The sequence below is a fragment of the Xanthomonas sp. BRIP62415 genome, from assembly GCF_003993515.1.
GTDB lineage: Bacteria > Pseudomonadota > Gammaproteobacteria > Xanthomonadales > Xanthomonadaceae > Xanthomonas > Xanthomonas euroxanthea.
Genome location: NZ_QEZH01000009.1, coordinates 33,847 through 51,826, shown reverse-complemented (window position 1 = coordinate 51,826; position 17,980 = coordinate 33,847). Strand labels below are relative to the sequence as shown.

Below are 17,980 nucleotides of genomic sequence, written 5' to 3'. Positions count from 1 at the left end.
CCCGGCACGCCGTGCGTGCATTACTGGATTCCGGTCCCGATCCGCGACGGATCGAAACTCCCCTTGCAGAACCATCCTTCGCAATTGAGCCAGATCAGGAACGCCTTGCCGCGCAGGTTGGCCTCCGGCAGGAAGTGCGTCTGGGTCCAGAACCGGCTGTCTTCGCTGTTGTCGCGATTATCCCCCATCACGAAATAGCTGTCCGCCGGCACGGTCCAGTCGCCCTGCCCGGCCGGCATGTTGCGGTCGACCCACTCCAGCACGGTGTGCGTCCGGCCCGGCAAGTCCTCGACCAGCAAGGTGGTGCCGGTCATCTCGGCGCCCTTGCCCTTGCCGATGTACTCGCCCTTGACCGTGTAACGCATCGGCTTGTCGTTGATGTACAGCGTATCGCCGTGGAAGCCGATCTTGTCGCCCGGCAGACCCACCACGCGCTTGATCCAGTTCTGGTCGGGCGCATGCGGCGGCTTGAACACCACCACGTCGCCGCGCTTGGGCTCGCCGGTCGGAATGAACTTGGTATTGGTGATCGGCAGACGGAAGCCGTAGGCGAACTTGTTGACCAGGATGAAGTCGCCGATCAGCAGGTTGGGCATCATCGAACTGGACGGAATCTTGTACGGCTCGGCCACGAAACTGCGCAGGATCAACACCACCGCCAGCACCGGAAAGAAGGCGCGCGAGTAATCGATGATCGCCGGCTCGCTGTCCAGCAGACCGGCACGTGCAGCGCGGCGCTTGGCCAGGAACAGCTTGTCCAGCAGCCAGATGAAGCCGGTGCCCAGCGTCAGCACAACCAGGGCGATTTCAAACCATTTCATTGATGTTCCTTTCGGAAAGGGAATCGAGAATCGAGAATGGGGAATGGGAACAGCAGGAGCACTCGCGCCCTTACGATTCCCGATTCCCGATTTACCATTCCCAGCTACTTATCCATCTGCAAGACAGCCAGGAAGGCTTCCTGCGGAATCTCCACGCGGCCGACCTGCTTCATGCGCTTCTTGCCTTCCTTCTGCTTTTCGAGCAGCTTTTTCTTGCGCGAAACGTCGCCACCATAGCACTTGGCCAGCACGTTCTTGCGCATCGCCTTGACCGTGGAGCGCGAGATGATTTGCGAGCCCACGGCGGCCTGGATCGCCACGTCGAACATCTGCCGCGGGATCAGGTCCTTCATCTTTTCGCACAGTTCGCGGCCGCGCCGGTCGGCATAGCTGCGGTGCACGATGATCGACAGCGCATCGACCTTGTCGCCATTGATCAGCGTATCCACGCGCACGAACGGGCCGGCATCGAAACGCAGGAAGTGGTAATCCAGCGAGGCGTAGCCGCGCGAGACCGACTTGAGCTTGTCGAAGAAATCCAGCACCACTTCGGCCATCGGCAGCTCGTAGCTGATCTGCACCTGGCTGCCCAGGTAGTTGATGCCGATCTGGGTGCCGCGCTTTTCTTCGCACAAGGTGATGATGTTGCCGACGTAATCGGGCGGGGTGAGGATGTTGGCGCGGATGATCGGCTCGCGGATCTCTTCGACGTTGTTGAGCGGCGGCAGCTTGGATGGATTGTCCATCGGGACGATGCTGCCGTCGGTCTTGAGCACTTCGTAGACCACGGTCGGCGCGGTCGAGATCAGGTTGAGGTTGTACTCGCGCTCCAGCCGCTCCTGCACGATCTCCATATGCAGCATGCCGAGGAAGCCGCAACGGAAGCCGAAGCCCATCGCTTCGGAGCTTTCCGGCTCGAAGCGCAGCGCCGCATCGTTCAGGCGCAGCTTGTCCAGCGCCTCGCGCAGATCCGGGTAGTCCTCGGCATCGACCGGAAACAGGCCGGCGAACACGCGCGGCTGCATTTCCTGGAAACCGGGCAATGCATGCGGCGCCGGGTCGGCCGCCAGGGTCAGGGTGTCGCCGACCGGCGCGCCGTGCACATCCTTGATCGAGGCGTTGATCCAGCCCACTTCGCCGGCGCCCAGCGCGGCAAGCTCCTTGCGCTTGGGCGTGAACACGCCGACCTTGTCGACCAGATGGGTGCGGCCGGTGGACATCACCAGGATCTTGCTGCCCGGCTTGATCTCGCCCTGCATCACGCGCACCAGCGAGACCACGCCCAGGTAGTTGTCGAACCACGAGTCGATGATCAGCGCCTGCAGCTTGTCGGTGTCGCGGGGGGTGGGCGGCGGAATCCGCTGCACGATCGCTTCCAGCACCAGATCGATGTTCAGACCGGTCTTGGCGCTGACCGCCACCGCGTCCTCGGCATCGATGCCGATCACCGCCTCGATCTCGGCCTTGGCACGCTCGATGTCGGCGGTGGGCAGGTCGATCTTGTTGAGCACCGGCACCACTTCCAGGCCCTGCTCCACCGCGGTGTAGCAGTTGGCCACCGACTGCGCTTCCACGCCCTGGGCCGCATCCACCACCAGCAGCGCGCCTTCGCACGCGGCCAGCGAGCGGCTGACCTCGTAGGAGAAGTCCACATGCCCGGGGGTGTCGATGAAGTTCAGGTGGTAGACCTGCCCGTCCTTGGCCGTATACGGCAGGGACACCGACTGCGCCTTGATGGTGATGCCGCGTTCGCGCTCGATCGGGTTGGAGTCGAGCACCTGGGCCTCCATCTCGCGCGCCTGCAGGCCGCCGCACAGCTGGATGATCCGGTCGGCCAGGGTGGATTTGCCGTGGTCGACGTGGGCGATGATGGAGAAGTTGCGGATATTCCGCATTGAATCAGAGGACATTGAGGTGGGCGCCGGCGGTGCCGTCGTCAGGGTAACGCAGCATTATCGCACGCCACGGCCCCGCGGGGCCGAGAATTGGGAATCGGGAGTGGGGAATCGGAAAAGCCAGGCGAGCTCTCACCTCGAAGAGCCGCTCTTGCCATTCCCGATTCCCGATTCTCCACTCCTCCCTCAGCCGCCGGCCTTCAAGGCCACATAACTGGTCGCCTTGCCATCGGTGACCAGCAGCATGACCACGTCGCCCTTCTTGTAGCTGGACAGGGCGCGGTTGAGGTCGGCGACGCTGCCGACCTTGGTGCGGCCGACGCGGGCGATGACCAGACCCGGCGACAACGGCGGCTGGGTGCTGCGTGCTGCCGCGCCGGTCACCGAGGCGATGCGCACGCCCTCGCCTGCTTCCAGGCCCAGGCGGCTGCGCTCGACGGCGGTCAGATCGGCCACCTGCAGGCCGAGCAGCTCCACGCTGGCCGGTGCGCCGGGCTTGGCGTCGTCGGCAGCGGTGCGCGGTGCGGCGTTGCCGGCCGGGTTGTCCAGCGTCGTCAGGGTGACCGCCACCTTGCGCGGCTTGCCATCGCGCAGCACGTCCAGGTTGACCTTGGTACCCGGCGCCATCAACCCGATCATCGGCGGCAGGTCGCTGGCGACATCGATCGGCTTGCCGTTGACCGCGCGGATCACATCGCCCACCTCGATCCCGGCCTTGGCGGCGGGGCTACCGGGCGGGATGTCGTTGACCAGCGCGCCGCGCGTATCCGGCAGGCCCAGGCCCTGCGCCTTGAGCGAGTCGATCGGGCCGACCGCCACGCCCAGCATGCCGCGGCTCACGTGGCCGGTGGCCTTGATCTGCTCGGCAGCGCTGAAGGCCAGGTCGATCGGGATCGCGAAGCTGATCCCCATGTAGCCGCCCGAGGCGGAGAAGATCTGCGAATTGATGCCGACCACCTCGCCTCGCGTGTTGAGCAAGGGGCCACCGGAGTTGCCCTGGTTGATCGCCACGTCGGTCTGGATGAAGGGCACGTAGCGCTGATCCGCATACGGATTGCTGCGCCCGGTCGCACTGACGATGCCGGCAGTGACCGAGTGGTCCAGGCCGAACGGCGAGCCGATCGCCACCACCCACTGGCCCGGCTTGAGCGTGTTGGAATCGCCCAGGCGCACCGTCGGCAGGCCCTTGGCGTCGATCTTGAGCAACGCCACGTCGAACTGCTCGTCGCTGCCGACCACCTTGGCCTTGAACTCGCGGCGGTCGGTCAGCTTGACGGTGACCTCGCTGGCGCCATCGACCACGTGGTGATTGGTCAGCACATAGCCGTCGGCCGAAATGATGAAGCCCGAACCCATCGACTTGCCGGCGATGCCGCCATCGTCATCGCCGCCCTGGCCCGGCCCCTGGCGCGGCCCGCCCGGCATCTGGAAATCCGGCCCGAAGAAGCGACGGAAGAATTCCGGCATCTGCTCGTCGCCGGGCATCGCGCCGCCGTCCTGCCCACCCGGACCACCGCGCCGCTGGCGCGCCATGGCGTCCTTGCGGGTGATGGTGGTTTCGATATTGACCACGCCCGGGCCGACCTGCTCGACCAGATTGGTGAAGTCCGGCAACCCGGCCACCAGCTGCGGCGCCGGCGTGGCGCTGCGGTTGGCGGCAATCGGGGCAACGTCCTTGGCAGCGGGCGCGGACTGCTGCGCGCAGGCGGCCAGCGGCAAGGTCATGGCGATCAGGCCGAACATCTGGGTGCGAATGCGGTGGTTCATCAGGTTGCCTCCGATGGCAGGGCGACAGGGGCCAAAGCCCCTGCCGTTGCAGGGGTCCGGCACGATAACGGAAGGGGAAGCGCCGAACGGATGAAGAGCGGCGGCGGTATCAATCCTGCGGCGGCTGCACCGGCAGCGGCCGGCTTGGCGCAGGGCTGGCAACACCCTGCGGCGCGGGCTCGAACGGATAGAACGCGGTGCCTTGGCCGCCTTGGCGGAAGCTGGCATTGAGCGGACTGTCGCCGGAACCGGACAGCGCCGCACGCGGCCACGGGCGCGCCTGCAGGGTGGTATCCGGATGCGTGAACGGATTCGATGGCGCCGCAACGGCCGTGGCGGCCGCCGGGGCGGGAGCAGCGGATGCCAGCGCGCGGGCTGGCGCCTGCTGCTGCCGCGCCGCGACGCTGCGGGCGACCTGTTGGTTGCGCGTGGCCGCGCCACGGCGAGCCGATGCCAGCGCGGCAGCCGGCACCGCTGCGGCCAGCGCGGCGACCTCGTCGGGGGCGGCCGGGCCAGGCTCGGCCGGCCCCTTCGGCGCCACGGGCGTGGTGGGAGCCTGCGCGGTGGCAGGCAGCTGTGCCACGGTGGCGAACACCGGGACCTGCGTGGCAGGCGCTGCCGTCTCCGGCAAGCGCTCGCGCGCCATGAACAAGGCGATCGCCGCGACCGATGCCGCAATCGCCGCGCCACCACCCCAGCGCCAGCGCGCCGCCGGACGCGTGGATGGCTGCGCCTGCGGCACCGGCTCATCGGCGATGGCACTGCGCACGCGCGCGGCAAAATCCAGCGGTGCCGGCGCGCTCGCCGCACCACGCAGCACATCGCCGCACAGCTGCCAGCGTTCGTGGCAGCCGGCCAGTTCTTCGTCGTGGGCCAGGCGGCGCAGCAAAAAGCGCGACTCGTCGGCGCTCAATTCGCCATCCACCAGCGCAGACAGCTGCTGGCGGTAGTGACGCTCGAACTTGTCGGTAGTGGACATGGCAGGGTTATGGCTCATACACGGTGTCGCTCACGGGTAGCGCTTTCGGTCTCCAGCAGAGGCCGCAGCTCGATGTCGATGGCCTCGCGCGCCCGGAAGATGCGCGAGCGCACCGTTCCGATCGGGCAATCCATCTTTCGCGCGATTTCGTCGTAGCTCAGCCCATCCACCTCGCGCAGGGTGATGGCCGACCGGAGCTCTTCCGGCAGGGCTTGGACCGCGCGCATCACCGTTTGTTCCAGCTCCTGTCGCATCAGTTCACGCTCCGGGGTGTCGGTGTCGCGCAAGCGGGTGGCACCATCGAACTGTTCGGCATCGCTGATCTCGATATCGTCGGTGGGCGGACGGCGGTTGTGCGCAACCAGATGGTTCTTGGCAGTGTTGACGGCAATGCGGTGTAGCCAGGTATAGAACTGCGAGTCGCCGCGGAAACTGTTGATCGCCCGGTAGGCGCGCACAAACGTGTCCTGGGCCACGTCCTGGCATTCGCTCCAATCGGCGATGTAGCGCCCGATCAACGCAACGATGCGGTGCTGGTATTTGCGCACCAGCACATCGAACGCTGCGCTCTCGCCGCGCTGCACACGCCGGACCAGTTCCAGGTCAAGCTCCTGAGGTGTATCGACTTCGGCCATGTCGGGCCGCACTCCTGTCAGCCCACCGAAGTCGGGCAATGAGACAACCATTGAAGGGAAAAGTTCATACCGATCCGTACGATCGTCACGCAACAGGCTAGCTGCACCGATGCGCCACTGGCGACGCCTCGCACCAGGCGCGCGTCGCCCTGCCGACAGGTATGGGTATTTGACGTGAAGGAAACAACCTCTGGATGATAACGACCTTTCCTTATATCTCCGGACGGCCAGACGCATGCTTCCAGGTTTCGACGGGCTCCGATTCAGCCATTGGCAGGCCGAGCTGCGCGAGGACGGCGTGGTCGTGCTCAGCCTTGATCGCCAGGGCGCACCGGTCAACGCATTTTCGCAGGAGGTGCTGCTCGAACTGGGCGCGCTGGTCGAACGCCTGGCGCTGGACCCGCCCAAGGGCGTGGTGCTGCGCTCGGGCAAGCCCAACGGCTTCATCGCCGGCGCCGACCTGAAGGAATTCCAGGAGTTCGACCGCAAGGGCACCGTCAACGATGCGATCCATCGTGGCCAGAACGTCTTTCAGAAGCTGGCCGAGCTGCCCTGCCCCACGGTCGCGGCGATCCACGGATTCTGCATGGGTGGCGGCACCGAGATCGCGCTGGCGTGCCGGTATCGCGTGGCCTCCGACGATGCCGGCACCCGCATCGGCCTGCCGGAAACCAAGCTCGGCATCTTTCCCGGCTGGGGCGGCAGCGCCCGTTTGCCGCGCCTGATCGGTGCGCCGGCAGCGATGGATTTGATGCTGACCGGCCGCACCGTCGCGGCCAAGGCCGCACGCGCCATGGGCCTGGTCGACAAGGTCGCCGCGCCGGCGGTGCTGGTCGATGTCGCCGCCGCGCTGGCGCTCACCGGCAGCAAACGTCCGTTCAAGCAGCGCGCCACCGCATGGGCCACCAATACCCTGCTCGCGCGCAAGTTGCTGGCGCCGCAGATGCGCAAGCAGGTCGCACGCAAGGCGCGCAAGGAGCATTACCCGGCGCCCTACGCCTTGATCAACGTGTGGGAACGTGCCGGCGGCAGCGGCATCCAGGCGCGCCTGGCGGCCGAGCGCAAGGCGGTGGTCAAGCTTGCCAGTACGCCGACCGCACGCAACCTGATCCGCATCTTCTTTCTCACCGAGCGCCTGAAGGCGCTGGGCGGCAAGGACGCCGGCGCTGCGGCCTTGCCCCCGATTCGCCATGTGCATGTGGTCGGTGCCGGCGTGATGGGCGGCGATATCGCGGCCTGGGCGGCCTACAAGGGCTTCGAGGTGACGCTGCAGGATCGCGAGCAGCGCTTCATCGACACCGCACTGGGCCGTGGCGGCGAGTTGTTCGCCAAGCGTGTCAAGGACGAGGCCAAGCGGCCGGCAGTGGCCGCACGCCTGCGCGGCGACCTGGCCGGTGCGGGCGTGGCCCAGGCGGACCTGGTGATCGAAGCGATCATCGAGAACCCGCAGGCCAAGCGCGAGCTGTACCAGTCCGTCGAGCCACAGCTCAAGCCAGATGCATTGCTGACCACCAATACCTCGTCGATTCCGCTGACCGAGTTGCGCGGCCATCTCCAGCGCCCGGCGCAATTTGCCGGCCTGCACTACTTCAATCCGGTGTCCATGATGCCGCTGGTGGAAATCGTGCAGCACGACGGGCTGGATCCGGCCAACGTGGCGCGCCTGGCGGCATTCTGCAAGGCGCTGGACAAGTTCCCGGTACCGGTGGCCGGCACACCGGGCTTCCTGGTCAATCGCGTGCTGTTCCCGTACCTGCTCGAAGCGGCCACCGCGTATGCCGAGGGCGTGCCGGGCCCGGTGCTGGACAAGACGGCGGTCAAGTTCGGCATGCCGATGGGGCCGATCGAACTGATCGATACGGTGGGGCTGGATGTCGCCGCCGGTGTGGGCGCAGAGCTCGCGCCCTTCCTGCACCTGCCGATTCCCGCGGCACTGGCCACCGTGGAGCCGGGCAAGCGCGGCAAGAAGGACGGCCAGGGTTTGTACAAGTGGGAGAACGGGCGCGCGGTCAAGCCCGAGGTCGCCAGCGGCTACGCGGTGCCGGCAGACTTGGAAGATCGCCTGATCCTGCCGTTGCTCAACGAAGCGGTCGCCTGCCTGCACGACGGCGTGGTGGCCGATGCGGACCTGCTCGATGCGGGTGTGATCTTCGGCACCGGCTTTGCGCCGTTCCGAGGCGGCCCGATCCAGCACATCCGCAGTGTCGGCGCCAACGCGTTGCTGGAACGCCTGCTGGCTCTGCAGGCGCGCCATGGCGAGCGTTTCGCACCGCGCCCGGGCTGGCAGTCGCCGTTGTTGCGTGAGCCGGTGGCGTGACTTTTTCGCAGCCCCGATAACAAGAAGGCCGCCATTGGCGGCCTTCTTGTTTGGAGCACCAGACTCACCCATCAGTGATGATGATGCGCGCCATGCGCATGCGGGTGTTCTTGAGGGTTATCGTCCGCAGAGCCTTGCGTGGCCAGGAGCGTGCCACACGGCTCGGTGCCGCAGTCGCCGCTCTCCACCTGCAAGGTGACGTGGGAGATCTCGAAGCGCGCGTGCAGCAGCTCGGCGAGGGCGTCGCGCAGGCGGTCGCGGTCGATGGTTTCGCCGACCACCACGTGTGCGGTGAGCGCAGGCGTGCTGGAGGCCAGTGCCCAGACGTGCAGGTCGTGCACGTCCTCGACGCCGGGGTAGCTGGCCAGCGCCTGCTGCACCTGCGGCAGATCAATGCCTTTGGGAACACCTTCCAGCAGCACATTGATCGCCTCGCGCAGCAGCACCCAGGTGCGCGGCAGCACCCACAGGCCGATCAGCACGGCCAGCACCGGGTCGATCCATTGCCAGCCGGTCCAGCGGATCAGCAGCGCGCCGATGATCACCGCCACCGAGCCGAGCATGTCGCTCCAGACTTCCAGGTAGGCGCCCTTGACGTTCAGGCTCTCGCCGCTGCCGGCGTGCAGCAGCTTCATGGCAATCAGATTGATCACCAGGCCGAAGCCGGCGATCAACAGCATGCCGCTGGAGGAAATATCCTGCGGCGCGCGAAAGCGCTGCGCGGCCTCCCACAGGATGTAAGCGCCGACCGCGAACAGCAGCGCACCGTTCGCCAGCGCGCCGAGCGCTTCCAGCCGCACATAGCCATAGGTGCGGCGCGCATCGGCAGGGCGACGGCTCAGGCGCACGGCAAGCAGGGCGATCATCAGGCCCACGGTGTCGGTGGCCATATGTGCGGCGTCAGACAACAGCGCCAGGCTGTTGGTGATGAACGCACCAATGACTTCCGCCAACAGGAACGTGGCGGTGAGCCCCAGCGCCCACCATAGCGGTGTCTCGTGGCGGATTTCGCTGGGTGCGTGGTTGTGGTCGTGTCCCATGGATGCGGTAGCCTCGTGCGATGCGCGCACCTTAGGCGCACGCGATGGCGGAGACTATTACACCCAGGCGTGATGACATCACATCACGCGAATGTGGGACTGCACGTTATTGCCCAGGACGGGTAGCCACCTGGAGTGTTTAACAAAACCCCTCCAACGCTGCAGCGATGGCGGCAAGGTATCGGCCACCCTCGCTTTCGTTAGCGTGTGAAGTGATGTCGTATTGGCAGTGAGATTGCTCGGATAGAAAGAGGCTGATCAGACCGCACCTCATCGGACAGCTGCGCTGCATGCACTGCCTGCCCCTACTTGCAACCATGCGTACCGACCATCGTGACTGGTCCTTGCCCGCCCACCGTCGCGGGACCCTGAGCGGCATGGATGCCGCGCCGGAGCCTACATGGACGTACTTGCGGCGTGTCCCGCGAGGGGGGCGGGCAAGGGCCGTGCAGCCAGCTCGCAGCGTCGAGTGCGCGGTGCCCTTACCGCTCGCGGGACACGCCGTAAACCCATCCCTGGGGCTCGGTGGCGGCATCCATGCCGCCACACGGTCCCGCAACCGGCAAGGACACCGCACCAGACAGTCGGTCGATGCTCATCTGAAAAGCTGTCTCTCGTGCGGCGTGCATCAGACCTGGAGCCGATGCTTCATGATCGAGCAAAAGGCGCCTCCAGCACGGCTCTTGCCATGCACACCGACCCTCTCCACTGGCCCTTGCCCGCTCATCGTCGCGGGACCCTGAGCGGCATGGATGCCGCGCCGGAGCCTACAGGGACGTACTTGCGGCGTGTCCCGCGATGGTGGGCGGGCAAGGGCCCTGCAGCAAAGCCGCAGAGCACCCACTCTGCACCCGACGCATTCCCCCGATCGATCACCCATCAAGACAGAGGCGCGTTACAACGCCGTCTACGCCCACTCGGCGGTGGGCATAGACGCTTTGTTAGCCGCTCTCAAACCTTGGCCACCAGCTTGATCACGCTGGAAAAATCCAGCGCGCCGTTGCCGGCCTGGCGGTTCATCGCATACAGATTGCGCGCCAGCTCGCCGAGCGGAATCGACACGCCCGCCTGCACTGCGGATTCGGCGACCAGCCCCAGGTCCTTGAGCATCAGATCGTTGCCGAATCCGCCGCTGTAACCGCGCGATGCCGGCGCGTTGGGCAGCACGCCCGGCCACGGATTGCAGACTTCGGTGGCCCAGCTGCGCCCGGTGCTGACCGCCATCATCTGCGACAGCACCGCCGGGTCCAGGCCCTGTGCAACGCCGAGCGCCAGTGCCTCGCCGGTGGCGGCCATGATCACGCCCAGTGCCATGTTGTTGCACAGTTTGGCGACCTGGCCGGCGCCGTTGTCGCCGACGTGGAAGATGTTCTTGCCCATCGCCTGCAACACCGGCCGCGCACGCTCCAGCACCTCTGCAGCGCCACCGACGATAAACGTCAGGCTGCCGGCCGCCGCGCCAGCGGTACCGCCGGACACCGGCGCATCCAGCATCGCCAGGCCACGCGCCTGCGCCTCGGCGGCCAGTTTGCGTGCGCTGGCCGGTGCGATGGTGCTGCACTCGATCACCAGGGCAGCGGCAGGAATCTGCGCCAGGATGCCGGCCTCGCCCAGGTACAGCGCTTCGACATGGCGGCTGGCCGGCAGCATCGAGATCACGATCTCGGCGTCGGCCAGGGTGTCGTGCGCGGAGCTGGCGGCATGCGCGCCGGCGGCGACCGCGGCATCCAGCGCGGCGGGCACCAGATCGAACACCCGCAGCTGGTGCCCGGCCTTGCTCAGGTTGGCGGCCATCGGCCCGCCCATGTTGCCCAGGCCGATAAAAGCGATCTTGCTCATGGTGTGGTTTCCAGGGTTGGGTGGCCATCACCGATTGGCGCGGCCGTTGAATGGTGTGCCCGGCCGCAGCGCAGCGCGGCAAACGGGTGCAATGGCATCCCTTGGTCCTGCAGTGCGGATGCGGCTCATTGTCCGCATCCGCCAAAGACCGTTCGCAGCGGCGTGTCAGCGACTCAACCTGCACCAAGATCGGCAAGCGGATGCCGAGCAGCCGGCCAGGGCGATTGCAGGAATGCAGCCGCCCATTGCGCATCGGCCTGTTCCAGTTCGGCAGGCTGCCACTGTGGCGTGCGGTCCTTGTCGATCAACAGCGCGCGAATGCCTTCGGCAAAATCGCCGTGGGCGGCCGCATGCAGCGCCACCACGTACTCGGTGCGAAAGGTCTCCGCCAACGCGCCGGTTTCCGGATGATGGTGCAGCTCCCAGGCCAGGCGCGCCGAGCCGGGGGCACCGGCTGCCAGCGTTGCGCGCGCGGCCTGCAGCCAGGCGTCCTCGCTTTGCAGTGCCAGGATTGCAGCGACCACCTCCTGTAGCGTCCGGCCTGCCACCAATTGCGCGATCAAGGCCGCATGCACCTGCAGTGGGCCCGGCTCCAGCGGTTGCGCAATCCCGTGCAGGAACGCGCCGAGCTGGGCGCGATCCTCATCTGCATCGCCTGTCCAGGCATGCGCGCTCAAGGCTTCCAGCACTGGCCCGTATTGCGCATGCTCCAGGCGGACATCCGCAAGCCCGGCATAGATCGCATCGCTGGCATCCAGCGGCGCACCGGTCAGTGCCAGAAACAACCCGGCAGCGTGCGGCACCCGGCGCAGCAACCAGCTGCCGCCGACATCGGGAAATAGGCCGACACTGATCTCCGGCATCGCCAGCCGCGAGCGCTCGGTGACCACGCGATGGCTGGCACCGGACATCAAGCCGATGCCGCCGCCCATCACGATGCCGTGGCCCCAGCACAGCAGGGGCTTGGGATAGGTGTGGATGCGATGGTCGAGCCGATATTCCTCTTCGAAGAACGCAGCGGCATGCGTATTGGCTTGCGGCTGCGCGCGACGCTGCTGCGCATCCGGCACCGCCTCGCGATGCGCACGCATGCTCTGGTACAGCCCATGCAGGTCGCCGCCCGCGCAGAACGCTTTCTCGCCTGCGCCGCGCAACACCACGCAGGCAATTTGCGCATCGTCGGCCCAGGCGCGCAGCTGTATATCCAGCAGGCGCGTCATCTGCAACGACAGGCCGTTGAGCGTCCTGGGCGCATTCAAGGTGGCGATGCCGATGCGGTGCCCGTCGGCGCAATGACGTTGCTCGAACAGCACCGGCGCGTCTTCGGTTGGGCGCACATCCAGCATCAGCCATTGCTCCACTGCGGTACGCGCTTTTCCAGAAAGGCTGCCACTCCCTCGGCCTGATCGGGCTGCTCGAACAGGTCGACGAAGGCCTCGCGCTCTGCCACCAGCGCGGCGGCATGGGTGCCATGGCGGGTGGACTGCACCAGGCGCTTGCACGCTGCGACACTGGCCGGGCTCTGCTTGCCGGCGCGCTGTGCCCAGGCGATGGCATGCGCACGTGACTCGCCCTTGCCGACCACCTCTTCCACCAGGCCGATCCGCTGTGCAGTGGCGGCATCCAGACGTTCACCGAGCAGGATCATGCGCTTGGCCCAGCCCTCGCCAACCAGGCGCGGCAGGTTCTGGGTACCGCCGGCGCACGGCAGCAACCCGACGCTGGCTTCCGGCAAGGCCAGTTGCGCGTGTTGCTCGGCAATGCGCAGATCGCAGGCCAGTGCGCACTCCAGGCCACCGCCCATCGCATAGCCGTTGATGGCCGCGATCGACACGCCGCGAAACGCGCTCAGCGCTTCGAAGGCTTCGCCGAACCGCCGCGCCGCGGCGCGCGCATTGGCCTTGTCGCCATCGGCAAACTGCTTGAGATCAGCGCCGGCGCTGAAGAACTTCTCGCCGTCGCCGGTGATCACCAGCGCGTAGATGCTGCGGTCCGCATCCAGCGCGTGCACCAGATCGCGCAAGGCTGCAAGGCTGTGCACGGTCCAGGTATTGGCCGGCGGATTACACAAGGTGACGATGGCGACATGACCATCGCGTTCGACCTGCAAGCCGGTATGCGCGCGTGTTTCCCAATCGCTCATCGCAGTTCCTCCTCGCCGTTGAGCAGGTGGCGCGCAATGATCATGCGCATCACCTCGTTGGTGCCTTCCAGGATACGGTGCACGCGGCTGTCGCGCAGCAGGCGCTCGATCGGATACTCGCGGATATAGCCGTAGCCGCCGTGGATCTGCAGGGCGTCGTCGCAGATCGCGAAACCGGCATCGGTGGCGAAGCGCTTGGCCATCGCGCACCACACGGTGGCATCGTGGCTGCCGGCATCGAGCTTGCGCGCAGCGGTGTGCACCATCTGCCGGGCGGCAACCAACTGCGTGGCCATGTCGGCCAGCTTGAACTGCAGGGCCTGGAAATCGGCCAGCTTCTTGCCGAACTGACGGCGCTCGCCCATGTAGCGACGCGCGGCATCCAGCGCGCCTTGCGCCGCGCCCAACGAACAGGCCGCGATATTGATGCGGCCACCGTCCAGCGCCTTCATCGCCATCTTGAAGCCCTCGCCTTCCTTGCCGAGCAGATTGCCGGCCGGAATGCGCACGTTCTCGAAGCTCACCCCGCGCGTGGGCTGGCTGTTCCAGCCCATCTTCTCTTCCTTGCGGCCGTAGCTGATGCCGGGCGCATCGGCAGGCACCACGAAGGCGCTGATGCCACGGGCGCCGTCGTCGCCGGTGCGGGCCATCACCACCAGCACATCGGTGGCGCCCGCGCCGGAAATGAAGGCTTTGCTGCCGTTGAGCACGTAGCTGTCGCCATCGCGCTGTGCGCGGGTCTTGAGTGAGGCCGCGTCCGAGCCGGCGCCCGGCTCGGTCAGACAGTACGAGCCCAGCTTGACGCCGCTGGTCATCGCCTCGCCCCATTGCGCGCGCACCGCGTCATTACCGTAGCTGGCGATCAACCAGGTGGCCATGTTGTGGATGCTGATGAACGCCGACGTGGACGGATCGACCGTGGCCAGTTCCTCGAACACCACCGCAGCATCGAGACGGCGCATGCCCAGGCCGCCCACGCCTTCATCGGTATACAGCCCGCAAAAGCCCAGCTCGGCCGCCTTGGCGATGGCCTCGCGCGGGAAGTGGCTTTCCGCATCCCAGCGCGCGGCGTGCGGGGCGAGTTCCTTGTCGGCGAAGTCGCGCGCAGCGGCGCGGAACGCTTCCTGCTCGTCATTCAAATCGGCCGTATTGGCGTGTAGCTGGATGGCTGCATTCATGGCGATCAGGTCACTTGAGGGAGATGGTGGTGTTGACGCCGTGGCCCAGCGTCTCGTCGTCGAACCAGCGCGCGGTCACGGTCTTGGTCTGGGTGTAGAACATCACCACCTGCTTGCCGTACGGGCCCAGGTCGCCGAGCTTGGAGGCACGCGAGCCGGTGAAGGAAAACAGCGGCACCGGCACCGGAATCGGCACGTTGATGCCGACCTGGCCCACATCGATGTCCTCCTGGAAACGCCGCGCCGCCGCGCCGGACTGGGTGAACAACGCGGTGCCATTGCCGTTGGGATTGGCATTGACCAGGGCGATGGCGTCATCCAGCGTGGCGGCCTCCAGGATCACCAGCACCGGGCCGAAGATTTCCTCGTCGTAGATGCGCATGCCGGGCTTGACCCCGGAAAAGATCGTCGGGCCGACGAAGTTGCCTTGCTCGAACCCCGGCACGCTGGGCGCGCGACCATCCAGCTCCAGCGTGGCGCCCTGCTCCACGCCGGAGGCGATCAGGCCTTCCACGCGTGCGCGCGCCGCGCAGGAGATCAACGGCCCGACCTCGGTGCCCGGCGCATTGCCCGCGCCCAGCTTCAGGCCCCTGGCCTTGGCCACCAGCGCCGGAATCCATTGCCGCGCCTCGCCCACCAGCACCAGCGTGGACGCCGCCATGCAGCGTTGGCCGGCCGCACCGAAGGCGGCGCCGACCATCGCATTGAGCGTCTGTTCCTGATTGGCGTCCGGCAGCACCACGGCATGATTTTTCGCACCCATCATGCATTGCACGCGCTTGCCGGCCAGCGAGGCGCGCCGATAGACGTGCGTGCCGACCCTGGTCGAGCCCACGAACGACAGCGCCTTGATGTCCGGGTGGTCGCACAGCGCGTTGACCACGTCCTCGCCGCCATGCACGACATTGAGCACGCCCTTGGGAATGCCCGCCTCCAGCGCCAGTTCCACCAGCCGCATCGTCACCATCGGGTCCTGCTCGGATGGCTTGAGGACGAAGGTGTTGCCGGTGGCAATGGCCATCGGAAACATCCACAACGGAATCATCGCCGGGAAGTTGAACGGGGTGATGCCCGCGCACACGCCCAGCGGCTGCAGCAGGCTATAGGTGTCCACGCCGTTGGCGACGTTGTTGGCCAGCTCGCCCAGCTGCAGGTTGCCGATCGCCGCGGCGTGTTCGACCACCTCCAGCCCACGGAACACATCGCCCTCGGCATCGGCCAGGGTCTTGCCCTGCTCGGCACTCAGCAACGCGGCCAGCTCGGGCAGGTGCTCGCGGATCAACTGCTGGTACTTCAGAAAGATGCGCGCGCGCGTGCCGATCGGGGTCTTGCGCCAGCTCACGAACGCCTGGCTGGCCGCAGCCACCGCCGCGTCCACTTCGCCGGTGGTGGCGAACGGCACCTGCGCCAGCACGGATTGATCGGCCGGGTTGACCACCTCCTGCCACTGGGTGCTGGCGGAGGTGACGAACTGGCCGTCGATCAACAGGGACACGCGCGGGACGGAATCACTCATTGCAGGTTCGCTCGCAGAAGATCAATGCAGATACTTCGCATTGTTCGCAGCGCAAGCTGGCTTTCCCAGCCCGAGACTGCTTAATCGCGCTAAGCTGCCGCCACTCTTTTGCGAATCTTGCGAATGCCCCAGTCGCAGCTCCCGCTCCGTCACCAGCTCGGCCTGCGCCTGCAACGGCTGCGCCAGCGCCACGGCCTGACCCAGGCCGAGCTGGCGCGCCGGCTCGGCCTGTCGCCGAGCTACCTCAACCAGATCGAGCGCAACCAGCGCCCCTTGACCCTGGCGATCCAGCAACGGCTCAAGGCCACCCTGGGCGATCTCGACGGCCTGCTCGACCTGGACGACCCGGCCGCGCTGGTCGAGCCGCTGGACGAATCGCTGCGCAGCCTGGGCCACAGCCTGTCGGCCGCCGAGCTGCGTGTGCTCACCGGCAATCTGCCGCAGGTGGCCCAGGCCCTGCTGGACCTGCACCGCGCCCACCAGCACCTGCTCGAGCGCAACGCCGCGCTGGAAATACAGATCGGCGCCGACCACGCCGCGCTGCCCTCGCTGTCGCCGGGCGAGCAGGTGCGCGACTACTTCAATCGCGCGCACAACTATCTGCCGGAACTGGATGAGCGCGCCGAGGCGCTATATGCCGAACTCGGCCTGACCTCCGACAACCTGCCGCTGCGGCTGCGCCAACGCCTGGCCGACCGCCACGGCCTGCTGGTGCAGGACGCGCCCGATCTGCACAGCGACAAGCGCAGCGTGGATACGCAGGCGCGCGTGCTGTGGCTGCCGGCGCATCTGCGCCCCGGCCAGCAGGCCTTCCAGATGGCCGCGCAACTGGCCTTGCTGGAATGCGCACCGCTGCTGGACGCACGCATCGCCGATGCCGGCTTCGAGGATGCCGAGCGCATTGCACTCTCGCGCATTGGCTTGTCGAACTATTTCGCCGGCGCCCTGGTGATGCCGTACGGCGAATTCCTGCGCAGCGCCCAGCGCTCGCGCTACGACATCGAATGGCTGGCCGATCGCTTCGGCGTCGGCTTCGAGGCGGTCTGCCACCGGCTCAGCACCTTGCAGCGGCGCGGCGCGGCCGGGCTGCCGATCTTCTTCATGCGGGTCGATCGTGCCGGCAATGTGTCCAAGCGCCATTCGGCCACCGACTTCCATTTCTCGCATGTCGGCGGCGCCTGCCCGCTGTGGATCGTCTACGAGGCCTTCAACCAGCCCGACCGCATCCTCACCCAGATCGCGCGCATGCCCGATGGCCGGCGCTATTTCTGGCTGGCGCGCCAGGTCAGCAGCGGCGCGCCGGGCTATGGCCGCCCGCGCAAGACCTTTGCGCTGGCGATGGGGTGCGACCTGCGCCATGCCGATCAGCTGGTGTATGCGCGCGGCTGGGACCTGGATGCGGTGGACGATGCGGTACCGATCGGCCCCGGCTGCCTGACCTGCGAACGCAACGACTGCGTGCAGCGCGCATTTCCGGCATTGCCGCGGTTGTCTGCCAGCACGCGCTGACCCGGGACCAGAGCCCGTCGCATCGACCAGGCACGTCACTGCCCGGCGCCTGCAACTCACGCCGCAACGGTGACGAACCAGACGCTACCGCTGCAGTGCAGCATTCCAACGCGAGATAGCTCACGCAAAATGCTTCATTGGAATGGAATGACTTGCGCTTCTACCCTGAAGCGGACACATGCAGGACAGGGGGACGCCAGGGCGATCGACGATCGTCACAGCGTCACGCAAACGACCAATCGGCTTCACACCGCAATACCGCAGCAACCGCCATGCCCGCGCCGGACGCAGCACCCGCGCGCAGCCGCGCCAGAGCGCCGCACCAGCGGCCACTATTTCAT

The 17,980-nt window shown here is 66.8% G+C and carries 13 protein-coding genes; 2 read left to right on the top strand and 11 right to left on the bottom strand.

Features of this window, described 5'->3' with window-relative positions; all coding sequences use genetic code 11:
* Window positions 1–20: 20 nt before the first annotated feature.
* The 5 genes from lepB to rpoE form a co-directional block, all read right to left on the bottom strand.
* The gene (gene lepB, locus EO141_RS01915; RefSeq protein ID WP_011036465.1) at window positions 21–821 is read right to left on the bottom strand and encodes a signal peptidase I; all 801 of its coding nucleotides are present in this window, start codon (window positions 819–821) and stop codon (window positions 21–23) included.
* A gap of 104 nt (window positions 822–925) precedes the next feature.
* Window positions 926–2,716: a translation elongation factor 4 gene (gene lepA / locus EO141_RS01910; protein ID WP_161960003.1), complete on the bottom strand. Its 1,791-nt coding sequence runs from the start codon at window positions 2,714–2,716 to the stop codon at window positions 926–928.
* A 186-nt stretch (window positions 2,717–2,902) separates the two neighbouring features.
* Window positions 2,903–4,483, bottom strand: a complete 1,581-nt coding sequence (locus EO141_RS01905) for a DegQ family serine endoprotease (RefSeq protein WP_115676414.1) — start codon at window positions 4,481–4,483, stop codon at window positions 2,903–2,905.
* A 109-nt stretch (window positions 4,484–4,592) separates the two neighbouring features.
* Window positions 4,593–5,480, bottom strand: coding sequence for a sigma-E factor negative regulatory protein (locus EO141_RS01900; RefSeq protein ID WP_127168404.1), 888 nt, complete (start codon window positions 5,478–5,480; stop codon window positions 4,593–4,595).
* Window positions 5,477–6,097, bottom strand: coding sequence for an RNA polymerase sigma factor RpoE (gene rpoE / locus EO141_RS01895; protein WP_043908138.1), 621 nt, complete (start codon window positions 6,095–6,097; stop codon window positions 5,477–5,479). Before rpoE ends, EO141_RS01900 begins: the two co-directional genes overlap by 4 nt.
* A 235-nt stretch (window positions 6,098–6,332) precedes the next feature.
* Between rpoE and EO141_RS01890 the strand changes: the two genes are divergently transcribed.
* Window positions 6,333–8,414: a 3-hydroxyacyl-CoA dehydrogenase NAD-binding domain-containing protein gene (locus EO141_RS01890; RefSeq protein ID WP_127168403.1), complete on the top strand. Its 2,082-nt coding sequence runs from the start codon at window positions 6,333–6,335 to the stop codon at window positions 8,412–8,414.
* A gap of 71 nt (window positions 8,415–8,485) precedes the next feature.
* Here the strand turns inward: EO141_RS01890 and EO141_RS01885 are convergent, their stop codons facing one another.
* The 6 genes from EO141_RS01885 to EO141_RS01855 form a co-directional block, all read right to left on the bottom strand.
* A complete protein-coding gene (locus EO141_RS01885; protein WP_127168402.1) occupies window positions 8,486–9,454 on the bottom strand; it encodes a cation diffusion facilitator family transporter in 969 nt (322 codons plus the stop codon).
* A 951-nt stretch (window positions 9,455–10,405) separates the two neighbouring features.
* Window positions 10,406–11,293 carry a 3-hydroxyisobutyrate dehydrogenase gene (gene mmsB / locus EO141_RS01875; RefSeq protein WP_127168401.1) on the bottom strand — a complete coding sequence of 296 codons (888 nt, stop codon included), beginning with the start codon at window positions 11,291–11,293 and terminating at the stop codon, window positions 10,406–10,408.
* A 173-nt stretch (window positions 11,294–11,466) separates the two neighbouring features.
* Window positions 11,467–12,639, bottom strand: coding sequence for an enoyl-CoA hydratase/isomerase family protein (locus tag EO141_RS01870; protein WP_164739020.1), 1,173 nt, complete (start codon window positions 12,637–12,639; stop codon window positions 11,467–11,469).
* The gene (locus tag EO141_RS01865; RefSeq protein ID WP_127168400.1) at window positions 12,639–13,436 is read right to left on the bottom strand and encodes an enoyl-CoA hydratase; all 798 of its coding nucleotides are present in this window, start codon (window positions 13,434–13,436) and stop codon (window positions 12,639–12,641) included. The genes EO141_RS01870 and EO141_RS01865 overlap by 1 nt, the downstream gene beginning before the upstream one ends.
* Window positions 13,433–14,614 carry an acyl-CoA dehydrogenase family protein gene (locus EO141_RS01860; RefSeq protein ID WP_127168399.1) on the bottom strand — a complete coding sequence of 394 codons (1,182 nt, stop codon included), beginning with the start codon at window positions 14,612–14,614 and terminating at the stop codon, window positions 13,433–13,435. The genes EO141_RS01865 and EO141_RS01860 overlap by 4 nt, the downstream gene beginning before the upstream one ends.
* Window positions 14,615–14,624: 10 nt before the next feature.
* Window positions 14,625–16,130, bottom strand: coding sequence for a CoA-acylating methylmalonate-semialdehyde dehydrogenase (locus EO141_RS01855; RefSeq protein ID WP_127168398.1), 1,506 nt, complete (start codon window positions 16,128–16,130; stop codon window positions 14,625–14,627).
* A gap of 123 nt (window positions 16,131–16,253) precedes the next feature.
* Between EO141_RS01855 and EO141_RS01850 the strand changes: the two genes are divergently transcribed.
* Window positions 16,254–17,639: a short-chain fatty acyl-CoA regulator family protein gene (locus tag EO141_RS01850; protein ID WP_127168397.1), complete on the top strand. Its 1,386-nt coding sequence runs from the start codon at window positions 16,254–16,256 to the stop codon at window positions 17,637–17,639.
* Window positions 17,640–17,980: the final 341 nt, after the last annotated feature.

What these genes read in the sequence shown, in the direction of transcription:
- EO141_RS01870 (WP_164739020.1), bottom strand. Translation starts at nt 12,639, where the DNA reads ATGCTGGATGTGCGCCCAACCGAAGACGCGCCGGTGCTGTTCGAGCAA.
- EO141_RS01905 (WP_115676414.1), bottom strand. Translation starts at nt 4,483, where the DNA reads ATGAACCACCGCATTCGCACCCAGATGTTCGGCCTGATCGCCATGACC.
- lepA (WP_161960003.1), bottom strand. Translation starts at nt 2,716, where the DNA reads ATGCGGAATATCCGCAACTTCTCCATCATCGCCCACGTCGACCACGGC.
- EO141_RS01865 (WP_127168400.1), bottom strand. Translation starts at nt 13,436, where the DNA reads ATGAGCGATTGGGAAACACGCGCGCATACCGGCTTGCAGGTCGAACGC.
- EO141_RS01890 (WP_127168403.1), top strand. Translation starts at nt 6,333, where the DNA reads ATGCTTCCAGGTTTCGACGGGCTCCGATTCAGCCATTGGCAGGCCGAG.
- rpoE (WP_043908138.1), bottom strand. Translation starts at nt 6,097, where the DNA reads ATGGCCGAAGTCGATACACCTCAGGAGCTTGACCTGGAACTGGTCCGG.
- EO141_RS01850 (WP_127168397.1), top strand. Translation starts at nt 16,254, where the DNA reads ATGCCCCAGTCGCAGCTCCCGCTCCGTCACCAGCTCGGCCTGCGCCTG.
- mmsB (WP_127168401.1), bottom strand. Translation starts at nt 11,293, where the DNA reads ATGAGCAAGATCGCTTTTATCGGCCTGGGCAACATGGGCGGGCCGATG.
- EO141_RS01900 (WP_127168404.1), bottom strand. Translation starts at nt 5,480, where the DNA reads ATGAGCCATAACCCTGCCATGTCCACTACCGACAAGTTCGAGCGTCAC.
- EO141_RS01855 (WP_127168398.1), bottom strand. Translation starts at nt 16,130, where the DNA reads ATGAGTGATTCCGTCCCGCGCGTGTCCCTGTTGATCGACGGCCAGTTC.
- lepB (WP_011036465.1), bottom strand. Translation starts at nt 821, where the DNA reads ATGAAATGGTTTGAAATCGCCCTGGTTGTGCTGACGCTGGGCACCGGC.
- EO141_RS01860 (WP_127168399.1), bottom strand. Translation starts at nt 14,614, where the DNA reads ATGAATGCAGCCATCCAGCTACACGCCAATACGGCCGATTTGAATGAC.
- EO141_RS01885 (WP_127168402.1), bottom strand. Translation starts at nt 9,454, where the DNA reads ATGGGACACGACCACAACCACGCACCCAGCGAAATCCGCCACGAGACA.